The sequence below is a fragment of the Pseudoalteromonas sp. GABNS16E genome, from assembly GCF_028598715.1.
GTDB lineage: Bacteria > Pseudomonadota > Gammaproteobacteria > Enterobacterales > Alteromonadaceae > Pseudoalteromonas > Pseudoalteromonas atlantica.
Genome location: NZ_JAQREZ010000011.1, coordinates 31,602 through 49,811 on the forward strand (window position 1 = coordinate 31,602; position 18,210 = coordinate 49,811).

Annotated in this window: 12 protein-coding genes; 3 read left to right on the forward strand and 9 right to left on the reverse strand. The window is 40.6% G+C overall.

Annotation, left to right across the window (positions count from 1 at the left end):
• Positions 1-60: 60 nt before the first annotated feature.
• From PSI06_RS06750 to PSI06_RS06775, 6 genes are all read right to left on the reverse strand, one after another.
• A complete protein-coding gene (locus tag PSI06_RS06750) occupies positions 61-1,329 on the reverse strand; it encodes an inorganic phosphate transporter (protein WP_024031439.1) in 1,269 nt (422 codons plus the stop codon).
• 40 nt (positions 1,330-1,369) lie between these two features.
• Positions 1,370-2,047, reverse strand: a complete 678-nt coding sequence (locus PSI06_RS06755) for a TIGR00153 family protein (protein WP_004587620.1) — start codon at positions 2,045-2,047, stop codon at positions 1,370-1,372.
• A 150-nt stretch (positions 2,048-2,197) separates the two neighbouring features.
• Complete coding sequence (phoU, locus tag PSI06_RS06760) at positions 2,198-2,899, reverse strand: phosphate signaling complex protein PhoU (protein ID WP_004587621.1); 702 nt, start codon at positions 2,897-2,899, stop codon at positions 2,198-2,200.
• A 45-nt stretch (positions 2,900-2,944) separates the two neighbouring features.
• Positions 2,945-3,772 carry a phosphate ABC transporter ATP-binding protein PstB gene (gene pstB / locus PSI06_RS06765; protein ID WP_004587622.1) on the reverse strand — a complete coding sequence of 276 codons (828 nt, stop codon included), beginning with the start codon at positions 3,770-3,772 and terminating at the stop codon, positions 2,945-2,947.
• A 26-nt stretch (positions 3,773-3,798) separates the two neighbouring features.
• Positions 3,799-5,448, reverse strand: a complete 1,650-nt coding sequence (pstA, locus tag PSI06_RS06770; protein WP_138579517.1) for a phosphate ABC transporter permease PstA — start codon at positions 5,446-5,448, stop codon at positions 3,799-3,801.
• A gap of 15 nt (positions 5,449-5,463) precedes the next feature.
• On the reverse strand, positions 5,464-7,698 hold the full coding sequence (locus PSI06_RS06775; RefSeq protein WP_273603298.1) for an ABC transporter permease subunit: 2,235 nt from the start codon (positions 7,696-7,698) through the stop codon (positions 5,464-5,466).
• A 657-nt stretch (positions 7,699-8,355) separates the two neighbouring features.
• Between PSI06_RS06775 and PSI06_RS06780 the strand changes: the two genes are divergently transcribed.
• From PSI06_RS06780 to ppx, 3 genes are all read left to right on the forward strand, one after another.
• On the forward strand, positions 8,356-8,862 hold the full coding sequence (locus tag PSI06_RS06780; protein WP_024031441.1) for a glycine cleavage system protein R: 507 nt from the start codon (positions 8,356-8,358) through the stop codon (positions 8,860-8,862).
• Positions 8,863-9,040: 178 nt separating this feature from the next.
• Positions 9,041-11,128 carry a polyphosphate kinase 1 gene (ppk1, locus tag PSI06_RS06785; RefSeq protein ID WP_004587626.1) on the forward strand — a complete coding sequence of 696 codons (2,088 nt, stop codon included), beginning with the start codon at positions 9,041-9,043 and terminating at the stop codon, positions 11,126-11,128.
• Positions 11,121-12,608 carry an exopolyphosphatase gene (ppx, locus tag PSI06_RS06790; protein WP_273603296.1) on the forward strand — a complete coding sequence of 496 codons (1,488 nt, stop codon included), beginning with the start codon at positions 11,121-11,123 and terminating at the stop codon, positions 12,606-12,608. Before ppk1 ends, ppx begins: the two co-directional genes overlap by 8 nt.
• Before the next feature lie 193 nt (positions 12,609-12,801).
• Here the strand turns inward: ppx and PSI06_RS06795 are convergent, their stop codons facing one another.
• The 3 genes from PSI06_RS06795 to PSI06_RS06805 all read right to left on the reverse strand — a co-directional run bounded on the left by PSI06_RS06795 (position 12,802) and on the right by PSI06_RS06805 (position 18,206).
• Positions 12,802-13,257: a hypothetical protein gene (locus PSI06_RS06795; protein WP_004587628.1), complete on the reverse strand. Its 456-nt coding sequence runs from the start codon at positions 13,255-13,257 to the stop codon at positions 12,802-12,804.
• A 294-nt stretch (positions 13,258-13,551) separates the two neighbouring features.
• Entirely contained in the window at positions 13,552-16,674 is a 3,123-nt protein-coding gene (locus PSI06_RS06800) for an efflux RND transporter permease subunit (RefSeq protein WP_273603295.1), read from the reverse strand.
• Positions 16,671-18,206 carry an efflux RND transporter periplasmic adaptor subunit gene (locus PSI06_RS06805; RefSeq protein ID WP_273603294.1) on the reverse strand — a complete coding sequence of 512 codons (1,536 nt, stop codon included), beginning with the start codon at positions 18,204-18,206 and terminating at the stop codon, positions 16,671-16,673. The genes PSI06_RS06800 and PSI06_RS06805 overlap by 4 nt, the downstream gene beginning before the upstream one ends.
• Positions 18,207-18,210 lie beyond the last annotated feature (4 nt).

Here is an 18,210-nt window from a genome sequence, read left to right on the forward strand (position 1 = left end):
GACCCCAACACCTAGGGCGTTGAGATCTTTTCAAGCTAAAAGTCTTTGAGTACTTTTTTGTTAAACCCCAAACGCGGTTCTTAGTACGTAGAAAATAACAATAGCAAGGGCAGCGCCAACTGGCAATGTAATTACCCAAGAAACTACAATGTTTCTGATAACACCCATGTTAAGTGCAGCAATACCACGTGCCATACCTACACCTAATACCGCACCAACTAAGGTTTGTGTAGTAGAAATTGGCATACCTGTACCTGATGCAATAACAACGGTAGACGCAGCAGCTAATTCGGCAGCAAAGCCACGGCTAGGCGTTAAGTGAGTAATACCTTCACCTATCGTTTTAATTACCTTTTTACCTAAAATAGCAAGACCGGCAACAATACCAAAACCACCTAGTGGTAAAATCCACCAAGCAATAGCCGCTTTTTTAGCAATTTCACCGTTGCTTTCAACAATGTTCACAACCGCAGCAAGTGGCCCAATTGCATTCGCTACATCGTTTGAGCCATGCGCAAACGCCATACAACACGCTGTTAATACCATTAATACCGCAAATACTTTTTCTACGTTATTAAATTGCATTTGTTTATCGGCTTTAGGGTCGATATTTAAACGTGAAATCGCAATTTTACCAATAATAGCTACAATCACAGCAATCGCTATTGCAATTAAATAACCTTCAGTAGCGCCTAGGTTAATACCTATATGCTTTAAGCCTTTTTTGATTGTTACTAGCGCCATAATAAAGCCCGCTAAACCCATGTACAAAGGTACAAAACGTTTTGCGTTTTTAAGTGGTGCATCAGTATCAAAAATAAGCTTTTGCGCACTCATAAAGATTAAGTAAGCAATAAAGCCCGAAATAGCAGGTGTAATAATCCAGCTACCTACAATACCACCTACTTTATTCCATTGAATAGCCTCTGTACCCACTGCAACTAATGCAAAACCAATGATTGCACCAATAATTGAGTGAGTTGTTGAAACAGGCCAACCTAAAAATGAGGCAATTAATAGCCAAGTACCCGCTGCAAAAAGTGCAGAGATCATACCTAAAACCATTAAATCAGGGAGAGCAGCAAAAGGCGCAGCATCAATAATACCTTTACGGATTGTTGATGTAACCTCACCACCTGCTAAGTAAGCACCAGCAAATTCAAAAATCATAGCAATAATAATTGCTTGTTTAATTGTTAACGCTTTTGAACCTACCGAAGTACCCATCGCATTAGCAACGTCGTTCGCGCCAATACCATAAGCCATAAAAAAGCCGACTGCTGCGGCAATTAAAACTAATACCGTGCCGTAAGATGCAATGATATCCATTGTGTAACCTTAATCTTTCGTTTGAACTGATTTTTATAAATTAACGAGCTAGCATCAGCTCAAGACGTGATCCTACGCGCTCTGCAATATCTGCAAGTTCGCCAACCCATTCAATTATTTTGTATAAAAACATAACATCAATTGGGTTTAGCTCGCTTTCTACATCGCGTAGTTGGCGGCGTACTTTAATTTGCATTTCATCCGTGTCTTGTTCTATGGCATCCAATTCTACGAGCATTTTTTCTACTAAAGTCACCTCGCGACCTTTAAAGCCCGTTTCTAACAATTCTTCTAACTCATTAATTGCTTTTGATGCTTGTTTAGTCGCATCAACACAACGTGTTAGATAAGCTAAAAAGTCTGCTTGCATAGCGCTAGGAATTGTCATTTCACGGCCAATTACGCGCCCTGCAATGTCTTTAGCCTTATTTGCTATTTTATCTTGTTGAGTTACGAGTTCGAGCAGATCTGTACGCTCTACCGGCATGAATAAACCACGCGGTAATTGTAAGCGTATATCTCTTTTCATATCATCAGCTTCACGCTCTAAATTACGAATAGTTAAGCGAAGCTCTTCTGCTTGCTGCCACTCTTCTTTAAATACGTGATTAAAAAAAGGTATCAAGGCTTTACTTGCTTGATGAACCTTCTTGATGTGTTCTTCCATTGGTTTGATAGGAGATTTTGCAAATACTCCTAAAAACGCGTTTGTAGGCATAACTGACCCTTTAATCAAATTGATATGCTTTGCAGCATGAATTTTACAGTATTAGCCGCGATTGTGAACGCTTTTTATTATTTCATCATGGCTAACAATGCATAAAGCGGCACTAAGCCGCTTTAATAAAAAAGAATGATAGATAAAAACCTACAACGATTTTTCTATATCTTCTTGAGATGTATGACGAATATCTTTGCCGTTTACAAAATAAATAATGTATTCCGCAATATTTTGGCAACGGTCGCCAATACGCTCTAATGAACGTACAGACCACACTAAATCCATAATTTTAGGAATTGAGCGTGGGTCTTCCATCATGTAAGTCATAATTTGACGCGTGATTGCTTCATATTCACGGTCAACTTTTGCATCTTCTTTATGTACTTCAAAGGCGCGTTGTACATCCATACGCGCAAACGCATCAAGTACATCGTGTAGCATTTTTAAAACTTGGCGACCCATGTTTTCAATATTCACTAATAAATCTTGCTGATCTTTAGTAAATGAATCAAGTGCAACTTTAGCAATGCGCTCTGCTTCATCGCCAATGCGCTCTAAATCGGCAATCGTTTTTGCAATGGCTATTACTAAGCGTAAATCGCTCGCTGCAGGCTGACGACGAGCAATAATACGCGTACATTCATCATCAATGCTAACTTCCATCGCATTTACTTTGTAATCGTTCTGGCGTACTTTTTGTGCCAGTTCAGCATCATTGCGACTTACTGCATCTAATGCACTGCTTAGCTGCTGCTCAACTAGGCCACCCATGTTAAGTACATGGTTACGAACATTTTCTAGCTCTTGGTTAAAGCGCCCAGAAATATGCTTATTTATATTATGTTCCATAATTACCTTCTCTTAAATTCGTTTACAACACTAAAACGTATATGACTAGCCGTAACGGCCTGTAATGTAGTCTTCCGTTTTCTTTTTGCTTGGCGTTGTAAATAAGGTATTTGTGTCTGAGTATTCAATCAACTCGCCCATGTACATAAAGGCCGTTTGATCAGATACACGCGCTGCTTGTTGCATGTTATGTGTCACAATAACAACGGTAAATTTGTTCTTTAAATCGTTAATTAGCTCTTCAATAACCAAAGTAGAAATTGGGTCAAGTGCCGATGTTGGTTCATCAAGTAATAGTACTTCAGGTTCAATCGCAATTGAACGGGCAATAACTAAACGCTGTTGCTGACCACCCGATAGACCAAATGCACTATCGTGTAATCTGTCTTTTACTTCATCCCATAAAGCCGCACCGCGAAGTGATTGTTCTACCACTTCATCTAGCTTACGCTTTTCTTTAATACCTTGTAAGCGTAGGCCATAAACCACATTTTCATAAATTGATTTAGGAAATGGGTTAGGACGCTGAAACACCATACCCACGTTACGACGAAGCGCGGCTACATCTACACTTTTATCGTAAATGTTTTGGCCGTGAAGTAATATTTCACCTTCAATACGACACACATCAACTAAATCGTTCATGCGGTTAATACAACGCAATAGCGTTGATTTACCACAACCCGACGGGCCGATAAACGCCGTAACTTGGCCTTTCGGGATATTCATATTTACTTTGCTAAGCGCTTGCTTTTCACCATAGTAAAGATCAAGGTCCTTAATCTCTAACGCTTTTTGGTCATCAGTTAAGTTTTCTAAGTCTAACTTCAAGCTTTTGTTAGCTTGGTTTACTTGTGGAGCGACTGTAATCATGTTTGTTACCTATAATTCTTTACTAATTAGTGTTCAAGCGATCTGAATTTTTCACGTAAATGGTTACGTATGCCTATCGCTGTTATGTTGAGGGTAATAATCACCGACACTAATAAGAAGGCCGTTGCGTATACCAGCGGGCGTGCCGCTTCAACATTCGGGCTTTGAAAGCCCACATCATAAATATGAAAGCCTAAGTGCATGAACTTTCTATCTAAGTGAAAATAAGGGAAGTTGCCATCAAGTGGTAACGTAGGGGCCATTTTTACCACACCTACGAGCATTAACGGCGCAACTTCACCGGCCGCTCGAGCAACAGCAAGTATTAAACCTGTCATAATTGCTGGGCTTGCCATAGGAATAATAATACGCCATAAGGTTTCAACTTTGGTTGCACCAAGCGCTAATGAACCATCACGCACTGTACTAGGAATACGCGATAAACCTTCCTCGGTTGATACAATAACAACCGGTAATGTAAGAATAGCTAATGTAAGCGCAGACCACATAACACCCGGCGTGCCAAATACTGGCGTAGGCGCAGCTTCTGGGTAAAACAGTTGGTCAAGGCTACCACCTAACATGTAAACAAAAAAGCCTAAGCCAAATACACCGTAAACAATAGACGGTACACCGGCAAGGTTAATTACCGCAATACGAATCATCTTAGTTACTGCATTTTTAGCTGCGTATTCATGTAAGTAAATTGCAGCAACAACACCAAATGGGGTCACAATAACGGCCATCAGCATAACCATAAATACTGTACCAAATATAGCAGGGAATACGCCGCCTTCGGTGTTTGCTTCACGTGGGTCGTCTGATACAAACTTACCCAGTTGCACAAAGTAATGACCTAATTTTGAGAAAAAGCCCATGTCGTTAGGCAACCAAACATCAAGCACTTGATACAGTGGAATGGTGACTACTTCACCACGCATGTCCTTAACTAAAACTTGGTCACGTTTGGCTTTTTTACGCAGTGCAAATAACTCTTTTTCAAGTACTGCGTATTCGTTACGTAACTCGGCACGGGCTTGAGCAAGCTCAGCAACACGCTCATCGGTTAGTTCATCATCAAGTAGGTACGCTTTTTCTTGTAAGCGAAGACGCTCTAATTCGTAGTTGATATGACCAATGTCGCCATTTTGTAAATCAAGCGCTTCGTCGTTTAAATCAACCGCACGCTCTACTAGCTCATGTAAGGTTTCGATTTTATCGCTAGTAACCGGCTTTCCATCTTTAATTACACCTTCTATGTAGCCATAAAAGTTACCGTTTTTACTGCGCTCAAATACAGCAAGCGTAGCCGGTGTACTTTGCTCAGTAATATCGGTTTCTAATATCCAACGAAAATCTAAATCTACATATTCGCGGTTACCTGTTTTTATAAGTAAACGCTCAACTTCGTCTTTATTAAAATCTGATACATCAATACCTGTTGCAGCTAAACGCGCTGTAGGCACAAGTTCTCGGTCGTAAACTTCACCAATTATGGTTTGTTTTGAAATAGACCCTTCTAGCTCAAATTGAACTACCTCTGATGGCCAGAAAAAGCTTAATCCCTTCCAAGCTATCATTGCTAATAAACCGAGAACTGAAATTAAGCTGATGCTTACCGCACCACCTGTCATCCAAATCCAAGGAGAACCAGACTTAAACCACTGCTTTACCATGTCGTGTCTCTCCACTTACATTGAGCTGTATTTTTCACGCAGTTGCTGACGAACAAACTCAGCCACTGTGTTGAAAATAAAGGTGAATATGAATAGTACAAATGCTGCTAAGAATAATATTCTATAGTGCGAGCTGCCTACTTCTGATTCAGGCATTTCTACCGCAATGTTTGCTGCAAGCGTACGCATACCTTGGAAAATACTCCAATCCATAATTGGCGTATTACCTGTTGCCATTAATACAATCATGGTTTCGCCTACTGCACGGCCAAGTCCCATCATTACAGCAGAGAAAATACCTGGGCTTGCTGTAAGTAGTACAACACGTACTAGCGTTTGCCACTGCGTAGCACCAAGTGCTAGTGAGCCATTTGATAAATGTTTAGGAACACTAAATACGGCATCTTCTGCAATCGAGAATATAGTAGGAATAACGGCAAAGCCCATCGCAATCCCCACCACTAAAGAGTTACGTTGGTCAAACGTCATACCCAGCTCGTTAGTTAGGTACTGACGTACATTTCCGTCAAACATCCAAAGCTCTACGGTTTCGCTCATTGCAAACGATACCCAGCCTATAAATAATACAACCGGAATAAGTAAAATAGAGTGCGACCCTTCAGGGATTTTATGGCGAATACTCGCTGGTAACTTAGTCCAACCTAGTGCTGTTGCTAGCACACCTAACGGTAATAAAATCAGTAAGCCGACAATAGCAGGTAGGTGCTCTTCTATAAGTGGCGCTAACCACAGGCCTGCTAAAAAGCCTAATATTACAGTCGGGAGGGCTTCCATAATTTCTACCGTTGGCTTTACCACTTTACGCAGCTCGCTCGACATAAAGTAAGCGGTGTAAATAGCGGCTGAAAGCGCAATGGGTACTGCAAATAGCATAGCGTAAAGCGCTGCTTTTAACGTACCAAACGAAATAGGAACCAAAGAAAATTTAGACTCAAAGTCATCACTTGCCGATGTAGATTGCCAAATATAACCAGGCTCAGGGTAACCTTCGTACCACACTTCTTGCCAAAGTGCAGACCAGGTAACCTCTGGGTGCTCATTATGAATTTCTAATACGGTTAGTTGGTTATCGGCTAAAATAAGGGCGGCATTTGAGCGCGGAGCTATAGTAAAGTTTTTAATCTCGCCATCACTTACTTTACCTTGCCAAAGTTTTGCCTCACTAGTGGTGTAATACACACCTAACTCACCGTTACTGCTTGTAGTGAAGAAAGTTCGACGATAAAACTCGGTAAAAATGTTCAGCTTGCTTTGTTTAGTTGTTTCAAACGAGCGAATTTTTTGATACTCACGGCCGCTGTCTGTATTGACTTCAAACCACTGCGATACTTCACCGTTATCGTTTGCAAGCATGAGTGAGTTAGCACCAGCAAGTAGCTGCGCAGACACTAAGTTAGCACTTTCTTCGTTAGCCGAAAGCAGCTGAATTTGCTCTACTTCGCTTGGGTAGCGTGTGTCGTACACATAAATTTGATTTGCAGAACGTACAAATGTGCGGGTGGTGTCTGGCGAAATTAAAAGCTCATCAACACGGCCTTCAATATTAAGCTCAGTGCGCTCAACTACCCATTCTACTTCACCGGTAAACATGTTTTCTTCAGCAACAAAGCTGCTAAATAAAACGCGTTTGTCTTCGGTTAAAGCAACCACGGCTGTTTTATCTTCGTAATGACTAAATGCAAAACGCTTAATGGCAGCACCTTGCTCGTCAACTTCTAATGCCATTTTGCCAAGTGGGTAATCTAAACGTGGCGTTAGCTTTCTTTCGTTGTTAGGAAAAGTAACTAAAAACTTAGGTGCTACCAGCACCACTGAGCCATTTTCTAAACCAAACGCATAATGCCCCTGAAACGGCGCACTGTTTGCAAAGCTTGATGCATCACTAGGTAGCTCGGCGCTTAATGTTTTAAGCTTTTTACCAAAGCTGCCATCTTGCACACTATAAAAATCTACCTTTCCTTGCTGAGAGAGTAAAAAAGCAACCTCAGTTTGCTCCTCAACACCTAAGCCCACAATTTGTTCAGCATTAGCAACGTTAAAACTGTTACGTTTTTCTACTTTTGCTGATTCAAAAATTGGTTGTACTACATAAAGAAGGTAAAAGAATATTAATAACAATGCTATTAATACCATTACTCCGCCTGCGGAAATACCCCACTTTGCAAACCGGTCTTTAAATAGACGGCTTCGATCCGTATTTAAAGTCGGCTTATTCGGATTGGAAGTCATCAAAACACCCTTTAATTCTGTCGTTGCGCAAATTATATTTCATCAAGATGACAGTAATGTTACAGATGTAATAAATACCCGCCTAAACGCTTTAAAATCAGTCCTTTTTTCTAATAACAGCCCTTGCTTAATTGTTACTCACTGATATGCCACAACATAAATCGATACAAAAAAGGGGAAATATTTAATATAAATGCCCTAAATTATTGCCTATTTAGCTATTTAATAACGCGTTTTACTGCCCTGCTGGAGATGACTAAATTTATGCTTTTATGGCGCATTAGTTGTTAACACTTTTATGGTTAAATAAAGTGCATAGCGCTCAAAGCATGAAAAAAATAAATGTTATGGTTCATAAATGACACTTATTATCAAAAGTGCTATAAAATTGTTAATAAATTCAGTGTGAGTTTATCTTCTTATGGGAACTAATTTGTGCTTTTATTGGACAAACAATTTAACGCAGACAATACTAAATCTATGTATAACGAAACCAGACCGCAGCGCTAAAGTTAAAAAATTCAACGATAAAGACACAAATAAGTAATAATAAACAATTAGTTTTTTATGGGTTTTTATTACCCACTACAATGATAGAAACGTTATAAACACTTAATGCCTACGCATTTACATTTTCAGGCTTAGAGAGAGCTATTTATGAAGCAGTTGGTGATCACCATTTTAGGGCAAGACCGGCCCGGATTAGTAGAAAGTATTTCATCGGTTATCTTGCAAAATAAGGGTAACTGGCTGAGCAGTAATTTAAGCCACTTACTAGGCCACTTTGCAGGTATTATTCAGGTAGAAGTAGCGCAAGAGCACTTTGAAGCATTGCAAAACGCATTAAATGCCTTACCTAAACTCGACGTACGGATTGAAACTGGCAACACAGAAGTAGAGCCAAGTAGCAAAGAGCAAATAAATTTTGTCATTACTGGCAATGACCGCCCGGGCATTGTGCAGGAGCTGGCAAGTGTAATACGCCACAAAGGCGCTAGCATTACTCACTTAAACTCAAGGCAACAAAGTGCGCCAAATTGGGGAGTGCCTATTTTTAGTGCCGTAGCTACAGTCACCTTACCCAGTGGTATGAATAAAGAAGAAGTTATTGATGCACTTGAATCGATTACCAGTGATTTAATTGTAGATATTGAAGAGGCATAGCCCAAACGCCGTTGACATAAAAATGACATGGTAGTCATTTTTATGTCATCTAACTGGCGTATGTTTGAATAAAAAGGGCTGATTATTACTACTTTTATCGCTTTTTACATTGTAAACCTCATAAGCGCACGCACAGCCCCAAATTAAATTTGAAACATATCCTGATAACGGAATAGATATGAATGCCCATATAGAGCCCCCTCAAACAACTGAATATTTTGCAAAAGAATTAAGCTGGCTGTCATTCAACGAGCGTGTACTACAAGAGGCTAAAGATAAAAATAACCCGATTATTGAGCGCATGCGTTTTTTGGGCATTTTCTCTAATAATTTAGATGAATTTTTTAGAGTACGTGTTGCTGATGTAAAGCGCCGAATTTTATTAAATAAACTCCCCGATGCTAATTTTGAAGAAGACGAAATACTGCTTAGTGAGATACAAAAAAAAGTACTCCAGTTAGGTAAAAAATTTAACCACATACATCAGCAGGTATTAACAGACTTAAACCATCATAACATTCATGTTAGTCGCCCTGATGAGCTCAGTGAGTTTCATTTAAACTGGTTAAAAAATTACTTTCATGATCACGTTCTGCAACATACCTCTCCTATTTTGCTAAACGAGAACAAAGACTTCTCTACCTATATAAACGACACCATGACCTACTTGTTTGTAGAAATGAGTGATGAAAAAAGTTATTACGCAATGCTTGAGGTACCCACCGACAGGGTTGATCGCTTTATAAACCTGCCTCCAGAAAAAACCCGCCGTCATAAAACTATTGTAATGCTTGATGATGTCATCACTTACTTTTTAAACGATGTATTTAGTAGCTTTTTTTCTTATAAAAGCATTGCCGGTTATGCAATAAAATTAACTCGCGATGCAGAGTACAACCTAGACGACGAGCTAGAGGCTGGCTTACTTGATAAAATGTCCAAAGGGTTAAAACAACGTATTTATGCTGAGCCAGTAAGGTTGGTTTACGATCAAGCCATGCCTGAAAACATGCTAAAAGTGATGAAAAAGCGCCTCGGTGTCACGCATCATGATGCGCTAATCCCCGGAGGGCGTTATCGTAATTTTAGAGACTTTATATCGTTTCCTAATGTAGGGCGCCAATATTTAGAAAACAAACCCCTCCCAGCATTGCAAAGTAGTGCGTTTAATAAACATGCCAGTGTATTTGACGCTATTAGCGAGCAAGATATTTTACTGTATTACCCCTATCATACTTTTAATCATGTGCTTGAATATGTGCGCCAAGCGGCCTTCGACCCTAAGGTTACGCAAATAAAGGTTAATATTTATCGTGTAGCGAGCAAATCTAGGCTGATTTCATCGTTAATTAATGCCGCACAAAACGGTAAATTAGTGACCGTTATGGTTGAGCTAAAAGCACGTTTTGACGAGCAGAATAATATTGAATGGGCAAAGGTGCTAAGCAGTGCAGGTATTAAAGTAATTTTTGGTATACCCGCACTAAAAGTGCACAGCAAATTATGTGTGGTGCACCGTAAAGAAAAAGGCCAAATAGTAAAATATGCTCATATTGGCACAGGTAATTTCCATGAAAAAACAGCCAAAATTTACACTGACTTTAGCCTATTTACTCGCCACACTGGTATTTGTGAAGAAAGCGACAGCGTATTTAGATTTATAGAAAGCAGTTATAAACCGTTCAAATTTGACTACTTAATGCTTTCGCCAATTAATGCCCGTGAAACGCTGCTTAATTTAATCAATAACGAAATTGACCATGTTAAAAACAACAAACCAGGCAAAATAACGGTAAAAATAAATAACCTCGTCGATAAAGAGCTGGTAGACAGGCTTTACCTAGCTGGTCAAATCGGCGTTAAAATTAGAATTATTGTACGTGGCATGTGCTCGCTCATCCCTGGCGTGCCTAAACTTAGCGATAATATTAAGGTAATTAGTATTGTTGATCGCTTTTTAGAGCATCCTCGCGTAATGGTATTTGGTAACAATGGCGATGAAAAAGTATTTATATCTTCAGCTGATTGGATGACACGTAACCTAGATCATCGTGTTGAAGTAGGCGTTCCTATTTTGGATGTTAAGTTAAAACGCCTTATAGTTGATATATTAGAGCTACAATTTAAAGACCGCACCAAAGCACGCATTATTGATAGCGAGCAAAAAAACGCTTATGTAAGAAGGGGTAACCGTAAAAAAATTCGCTCGCAGATAGCAATTTACGATTATCTAAAAAAATGGGAACACACTTATTATAATGAATGATCACCCTTCAATAGCCGCAGTTGATTTAGGCTCCAACAGCTTTCATTTAGTGGTTGCCCGAGAAGTAAACGGCACTTTGCAAATTTTGCACAAAGAAAAACAACGCGTTTATTTAGCCGATGGGCTAGATGATAAATTTCGCTTAAGCCAAGCTGCAATAGACCGCGCCCTCGTGGTACTAAAGCAATTTGCAAAAACCTTACATGATTTCCCCGCAAGTAATGTAAAGGTAGCTGCCACTTACACTTTTAGGCGTGCTAAAAATATTAACGCCTTTTTAGCCCAAGCTAGCGCAGTGTTTCCTTTTCATATTGATGTAATCGCAGGTCAAGAAGAAGCACGCCTTATTTATCAAGGCGTTGCGCATTATGTTCATAATGAAGAAAACCGTTTAGTGATCGATATTGGCGGTGGCAGTACCGAGCTTATAATAGGTAAACATTTTAAGCATAAGCTTTTATCTAGCCGTAATATGGGCTGTGTTAGCTTTACAAAGCAGTTTTTTAACGATGGAAAAATAACGGCCAAACGCTTTAACAAAGCGCAAATAAGAGCCGAGCAAGAGCTTGAAGCCATTTTTTCTAATTATGTAAGCGAAAATTGGCAATCGGTAATTGGCACCTCGGGCACTATAAAGTCAATTTTAGCGATGATAAGCGCCACAAATCCGCAACAACCTAACATCACTTACGACGATTTACTCGCGTTAAAACAGCAATTTATTAGTGCTAAACATATTGATAACTTAGCTATTGCAGGGCTTACACCCGAGCGCCAACAAAGCATATGTGGTGGTTTAGCAATTTTAATTGCGATATTTACAGAGTTTGCCATTAAAGAGCTGACCTATAGCGATTTTTCGTTGCGCGAAGGGTTGCTGCACGAAATGCAGCAAAAGCTGGCCGATAAAGATATTCGCTCAAACACCATTAATAATTTAAGTGAGCGCTACACCGCTGATAAAGCGCATGCAGCGCGTGTTGCTGATACGGCTATTTGGCTCTATAAACAGTTAAAAAATGTATGGCATTTAGATAATAACGACGATATTGCTTTGTTAACGTGGGCAGCAAAATTACACGAAATTGGTTTATCAATTAACTCATCGGGGATTAACAAACACAGCGCTTATATAGTGGCGAATAGTCAATTACCCGGTTTTACGCAGCAAGAGCAACTTATTTTAAGCTCACTTATACGCTTTTATCGTAAAAAAATTAAACTGACTGAGCTGCCTGAGTTTTTAACTATTTCTCAAAAGCACGTGCTTAAACTGATTGTTATTTTACGCTTGGCCATTTTATTTAATCAAAAGCGCCAAGTGAGCTTAAAGCCGGATATGGAAATAAGCGCAAGCAACTTAGGGTTATTTATTAAGTTTAGTAACAGCTATTTGCAAGAGCATACATTGCTACAAGCAGACCTAGAGCAAGAGCAGCTCTATCTTAAAAAAGCAGGGATTCAGTTTGAGTGCGTTTAATTTTATAAGGCTATTAAAAGCCTGTGACATTGTTTGTTCTAACGTAAAGTAACTGCGGCGCGCGCTTTTTAAAGTGAGCTTGCTGCTTTACTTACGCCCCATGTAAAGCACACATAATAAAGCGCCCTCGGGTAAACCCAAGGGCGTTTGAAGCTTTACCTATAAACATAAAAGCCGAGTTATTTTATCAGGTTTACATATCCATATGGCGGTTTGAGCTTTGCATCATTTGCTTAACGCCTTGCTTTTCAAGCTCTAAAATTTGCTCGAGCTTTTCTTTACCGTTTTCTGTCTCAGCGCGCTCTAATAAGTACTCGTAAAGTTCGATTACTTTTTTGTGCTGCTCAGAGAGGTAGTTTTGAATCACCTTTTCATCAAATTCTTGGTCTTTGCTAATATCGTTAAACGTAATTAACTCGGGGTTGTCTGCAAAGTATTCGTAGCTGTAAGTATCTAAGGTGTTGATCTCTGTAATTGCTTTAAAGCCAACTAAGTCTTCAGCTAACTTTTTTTCATAATCTAAATAATAGTCCACTAGCATCGCGTTACGTTCATCAAGTAACTCCTTAACGCTGTAAAAATTTGCCGCCATTTGTGTGTGAAATAAAACGGTCCAATCGTACACTTCTTTAATTGTTTTAACTTGCATGTGCATTCCTTACTAAGTTGACTGTATAAGGTATAGGTTGCGTAAACCGTGCCAACATAAACTCAATTAAAAACAATGCATTAAAAATAAAAAAACAACAGCTAGGCGGGTTATTTGGTACAAGTTACAAAATACGGGTAATTTTTATAGGGCAATAAAACGGGTATTGCCCACAGTGTGCTATTAGAGCGTGCTGAAATAGGGGCAGCTATCAAGCTCACGAGGGTACAAACCGTACACCGCGATTTAACCGCCCCTACATTCAGCAATGTTTTAACTCACAAAGAACAACACCTATTGACTAATATGCTGCTTTTTCCACAGTAAATACACCGCAGGTATAACCAATAACGTAAGTATAATTGCGCTTAGCATCCCGCCTACCATCGGCGCAGCTATTCTGCTCATCACTTCGCTACCGGTGCCGGTGCCGTATAAAACGGGTAATAAGCCAGCAATAATGGTAGCCACCGTCATCATTACGGGGCGCACTCTTAGCCCTGCACCTTGCATAATAGCGTGTTGTAGCGCTTGTAAGTTAAATGCAGTTCCAGTTTGCTCGCACTGCTGGCGCTGCTCTGTATAAGCTTGGTTTAAATATACAAGCATTATGACGCCTATTTCTACGGCAACACCGGCCAATGCAATAAACCCTACACCCACTGCCACCGAAAAGTTAAACGCTTCAAAGTACATTAGCCAAATGCCGCCCACCATAGCCAAAGGAAGGGTGGCAATAATAATAAGTACTTCGCTTAGGCATTTAAAATTAAGGTATAGCAGTATTACAATAATCGCGAGTGTAAGCGGGATCACATAAGTAAGCTTTGCTTTTGCGCGTTGCATGTATTCGTACTGCCCTGCCCAAGTAATTGAATAACCAGCGGGTAATTGTAGGTTATCGCCAAGTACTTGCTGAGCTTGTGCTACATAGCTGCCAATATCACTGCCTTTAATATCAATTAAGCTCCACCCATTTAAACGCGCGTTTTCGCTTTTAATGCCGGTAGGGCCATCTTCAATAAATACATTAGCAACATCGCCAAGTGCAACATGTTGGCCTGATGGTGTAATAATAGGTAATAATTTTAAATCTTCAGGCGAAGCACGAAAGCTCTGCGGGTAGCGTAAATTTACCGGGTAACGCTGTTGCCCTTCAATTGTTTCAGTCACGTTTGAGCCGCCAATTGCAGTAGCTACAACCTGTTGTATGTCGGCTATATTTAGATTATACCGTGCTGCTTTTTCGCGGTTTATATCCACTTTAATATAACGCCCTGTGGCTACACGCTCTGAATACACTGAGGCTGTGCCGGGCACATCTTTTAACAATTGCTCAATTTGCTGCCCAATGTTTTGAATTTCTAACAAGCTTGGGCCCGCAATTTTAATACCTACAGGCGTTTTAATACCGGTGGCAAGCATATCAATTCGCGTTTTTATTGGCATAACCCACGCATTTGTAAGGCCCGGTAATGTAACTAAGCTTTCCAGCTCTGCTTTAATTTTCTGCTTCGTCATGCCCTCTCGCCACTGTGATTTTGGCTTAAATTGAATAAAGGTTTCAATCATTGTCAGTGGTGCTGGGTCGGTAGCGGTATCGGCGCGCCCTATTTTACCAAATACAGTTTTTACTTCAGGCACAGAGGCTATGAGCTTGTCTGTTTGCTGTAAAATTTTTCGCGCTTCACCAATAGAGAGCCCAGGGTAAGTTGTAGGCATATACATTAAGTCGCCTTCATCTAGCAAAGGAATAAACTCACTGCCTATTTTGTTTACCGGATAAAAGCCTATAACCGTCACTATAAATGCAATAAATAACGTACTTTTTGGATATTTAAGTACGACGGCTAACAGCGGTTTATACCCTGCAACCAAGGCTCTATTAACTGGGTTTTTATGCTCTGAAATGACCTTACCCCGAATAAAGTAGCCCATTAGCACCGGCACTAAGGTTATAGCTAAGCCGGCAGAGGCTGCCATTGCATACGTTTTTGTATAAGCAAGCGGGGCAAACATGCGCCCTTCTTGCGCCTCTAAAATAAATACAGGCATAAAACTTACAGTAATAATGAGCAAACTAAAAAATAACGCAGGGCCTACCTCGGTGGCCGATTTAGTCACTATTTGCCAGCGGTTTTGCTTAGTCAGTGGCGTTTTTTCCATGTGTTTATGCATGTTTTCTATCATTACGATAGCACCATCTGTCATAGCGCCAATAGCAATAGCAATCCCGCCTAACGACATGATATTAGCGTTTACGCCTTGCCAATACATCACAATAAAAGCCATTAATATACCCATAGGCAAGGTAATAATCGCCACCAGCGATGAGCGCACATGAAATAAAAATACCACGCACACTAAGGCTACAATAATGAGCTCTTCAAACAATTTACTGCTCAGGTTATCAACCGCGCTTTTTATTAACGTGGAGCGGTCGTAAACCGGAATTATTTCAACCCCTTCGGGTAACCCTTGTTTTAAAGACTCAAGTTTTGCTTTTACCCGAGAAATCGTTTCTTGGGCGTTTTCGCCATAACGCATCACCACAATGCCACCCGCAACCTCGCCTTCGCCATTTAGCTCTGCAATGCCTCGTCGCATTTGAGGACCTAAGCGCACATCCGCTACATCTCGTAATTGTAATGCACTTCCTTGGGCGTTAATTCCTAATGGAATGGCTTCTAAGTCGGCAACACTTTTAATATAACCTGTGCTGGTTACCATGTATTCGGCTTCAGCCATTTCGATTACTGAGGCGCCAGTTTCTTGATTACCTTGGCTAATTGCAGTTTGTATCAAACTAAGAGGAAGGCCATAAGCACGTAACTTAACGGGGTCTACAACCACTTGGTACTGCTTTATCATGCCACCTACAGCGGCTACCTCAGATACACCTTCAACGCTTTGCAGTTCAAATTTTAAAAACCAATCTTGCAAGCTACGAAGTTGGCTAATATTGAGCTGATTTGTTTTATCGACTAACGCATATAAATAAACCCACCCCACTCCTGTGGCATCGGGCCCAAGTTGTGCCTTTGCACTTGCTGGCAAGCGGCTTTCTACCTGACTTAAATACTCTTGTACGCGGCTTCGGGCCCAGTAAATATCGGTATTTTCATCAAAAATAATATACACATACGAGTCGCCAAAAAACGAAAAACCGCGCACCGTTTTAGCGCCAGGCACAGACAGCATTGCTGTGGTGAGCGGGAAGGTAACTTGGTCTTGCACTACTTGGGGTGCTTGGCCTGGGTAGCTGGTTTTAACAATTACCTGTACGTCCGATAAATCCGGAAGCGCATCAACGGGTGTCTGTTTTACACTGTAAATACCCGCGCCAAATACAATAATACTCAGTAACAAGACGAGAAAACGATTAACAACCGACCAGCGAATAACAGCAGCTATCATAATGACTCCCCATGCATTGAATGATGAGCTGCACCTTTGTCAGTAGGGTGCTCAGCAATTTTGCTTATTACAAATTCACCCTCAATAATGCTAAATGTAAAATGAACCTGCTGATCAGGTGAAAGCGCACTAATGTCAAGCTCTTTAGCAAGTATAAAGTCCATAGTAGCAGGACCTCTGTTCCATTTAGCGATAGCCTCTCTACTAATATTAATAACCCGCTGCGCTGCGTTTATATTATTTATGGTTCCCATTACTGTGGCTGTTTGAACCGCTTCAGCCTTGTCCATTTCCATGTTAGGCATGTCGCTCTTGGCGGGTATTTCTGGTGCGCTCATACGCTTAAAGTCCGAGTCTTTACTCGATTCAGAGTCTATTAAAAACTGCGCAGCAGTCACAACACGGTGTTCTTTGGTAATGCCCGATAAAATAGCCACCTCATGTTGGCTAATTTGCCCTACTTTTACCGCCACCGATTTAAAACGCCCATCGCCTAGGGCAAGTACTACTCGGTTTTGTGCACCTGTACGAATAAGCGCTTGCTTAGGTATAACTAATTGCGGTGAGTCACTGTGTGTGTGAATACTTACTTGGGCAAACATATTAGGCTTAAGTAGCCCTGCGGTATTTTCAAAACGCAGCCTTACACGTAAAGTGCGATTTTGAGCATTCAGCGCTGGGTAAATGTAATCTACTACGCCCTCCCACTGCTTACCTTCAATGTAATCAAGGGTCATTGTAACGGGGAGCCCTTTGCTCACTAAAGCTGCTTGGCGCTCAAATACTTCTGCCTCTACCCATACTTGATCTAATTTAGCGATGCTCATCATTGAGGTGCCTGGCTTAACATAAAAACCTTCTCGGATATTAAGCTCATCAAGCACTCCACTTTGGCGCGCGTAAAATGTAATGTTTTGCATCACTTTTTTATTTTTTTCTAAGCGCTCAATAAAGCCATCAGACACATTTAGCGACTCTAAACGCGCTTTAGCAGCACGAATCAATACGCTGTTTTTTCTATTTACTGCGAGTAAAAATTCTTCTTGTGCGTTCACAAGCTGAGGAGAGTAAAGCGTGTAAAGAGGCTCACCGGCACTAACGGGCTCCCCTTGCGCTTTTACAAATAGGGTTTCTATCCACCCTTCTACGCGGGGGTGAATATGGGTTAACTGATCTTGATTATATTGCACATAACCGATTGTTTGAATATCACTTTGTAGAGTTTTCAGTTGCACTTTACTGGTTTTAACGCCTAAGTTATTAACCACTTCAGGGGATATTTTTATAGTACCTGGGCTGTCGTTTTCAGCGTTTGCATATACAGGCACCAGCTCCATCCCCATTGGTGATAGTCCTGGTTCATCGCGCCTATAATTACTGTCCATGGGAGCAACCCAATACAGCGGCTTCGTTTTTTTATTATCAGCGGTTGTGGCTAAGTGCTCAGTGTCATCAATCAACCAGCGATTAGCAATAAACATTAACGTGGCACCAATAAGCAGCGCTACAAGGTATTTTAAGTTAGTTTTCATTGTT

Excerpts from the sequence above, each read along its gene's own strand:
- PSI06_RS06750 (WP_024031439.1), bottom strand. The coding sequence starts at position 1,329 with ATGGATATCATTGCATCTTACGGCACGGTATTAGTTTTAATTGCCGCA.
- PSI06_RS06755 (WP_004587620.1), bottom strand. The coding sequence starts at position 2,047 with ATGCCTACAAACGCGTTTTTAGGAGTATTTGCAAAATCTCCTATCAAA.
- phoU (WP_004587621.1), bottom strand. The coding sequence starts at position 2,899 with ATGGAACATAATATAAATAAGCATATTTCTGGGCGCTTTAACCAAGAG.
- pstB (WP_004587622.1), bottom strand. The coding sequence starts at position 3,772 with ATGATTACAGTCGCTCCACAAGTAAACCAAGCTAACAAAAGCTTGAAG.
- pstA (WP_138579517.1), bottom strand. The coding sequence starts at position 5,448 with ATGGTAAAGCAGTGGTTTAAGTCTGGTTCTCCTTGGATTTGGATGACA.
- PSI06_RS06775 (WP_273603298.1), bottom strand. The coding sequence starts at position 7,698 with ATGACTTCCAATCCGAATAAGCCGACTTTAAATACGGATCGAAGCCGT.
- PSI06_RS06780 (WP_024031441.1), top strand. The coding sequence starts at position 8,356 with ATGAAGCAGTTGGTGATCACCATTTTAGGGCAAGACCGGCCCGGATTA.
- ppk1 (WP_004587626.1), top strand. The coding sequence starts at position 9,041 with ATGAATGCCCATATAGAGCCCCCTCAAACAACTGAATATTTTGCAAAA.
- ppx (WP_273603296.1), top strand. The coding sequence starts at position 11,121 with ATGAATGATCACCCTTCAATAGCCGCAGTTGATTTAGGCTCCAACAGC.
- PSI06_RS06795 (WP_004587628.1), bottom strand. The coding sequence starts at position 13,257 with ATGCAAGTTAAAACAATTAAAGAAGTGTACGATTGGACCGTTTTATTT.
- PSI06_RS06800 (WP_273603295.1), bottom strand. The coding sequence starts at position 16,674 with ATGATAGCTGCTGTTATTCGCTGGTCGGTTGTTAATCGTTTTCTCGTC.
- PSI06_RS06805 (WP_273603294.1), bottom strand. The coding sequence starts at position 18,206 with ATGAAAACTAACTTAAAATACCTTGTAGCGCTGCTTATTGGTGCCACG.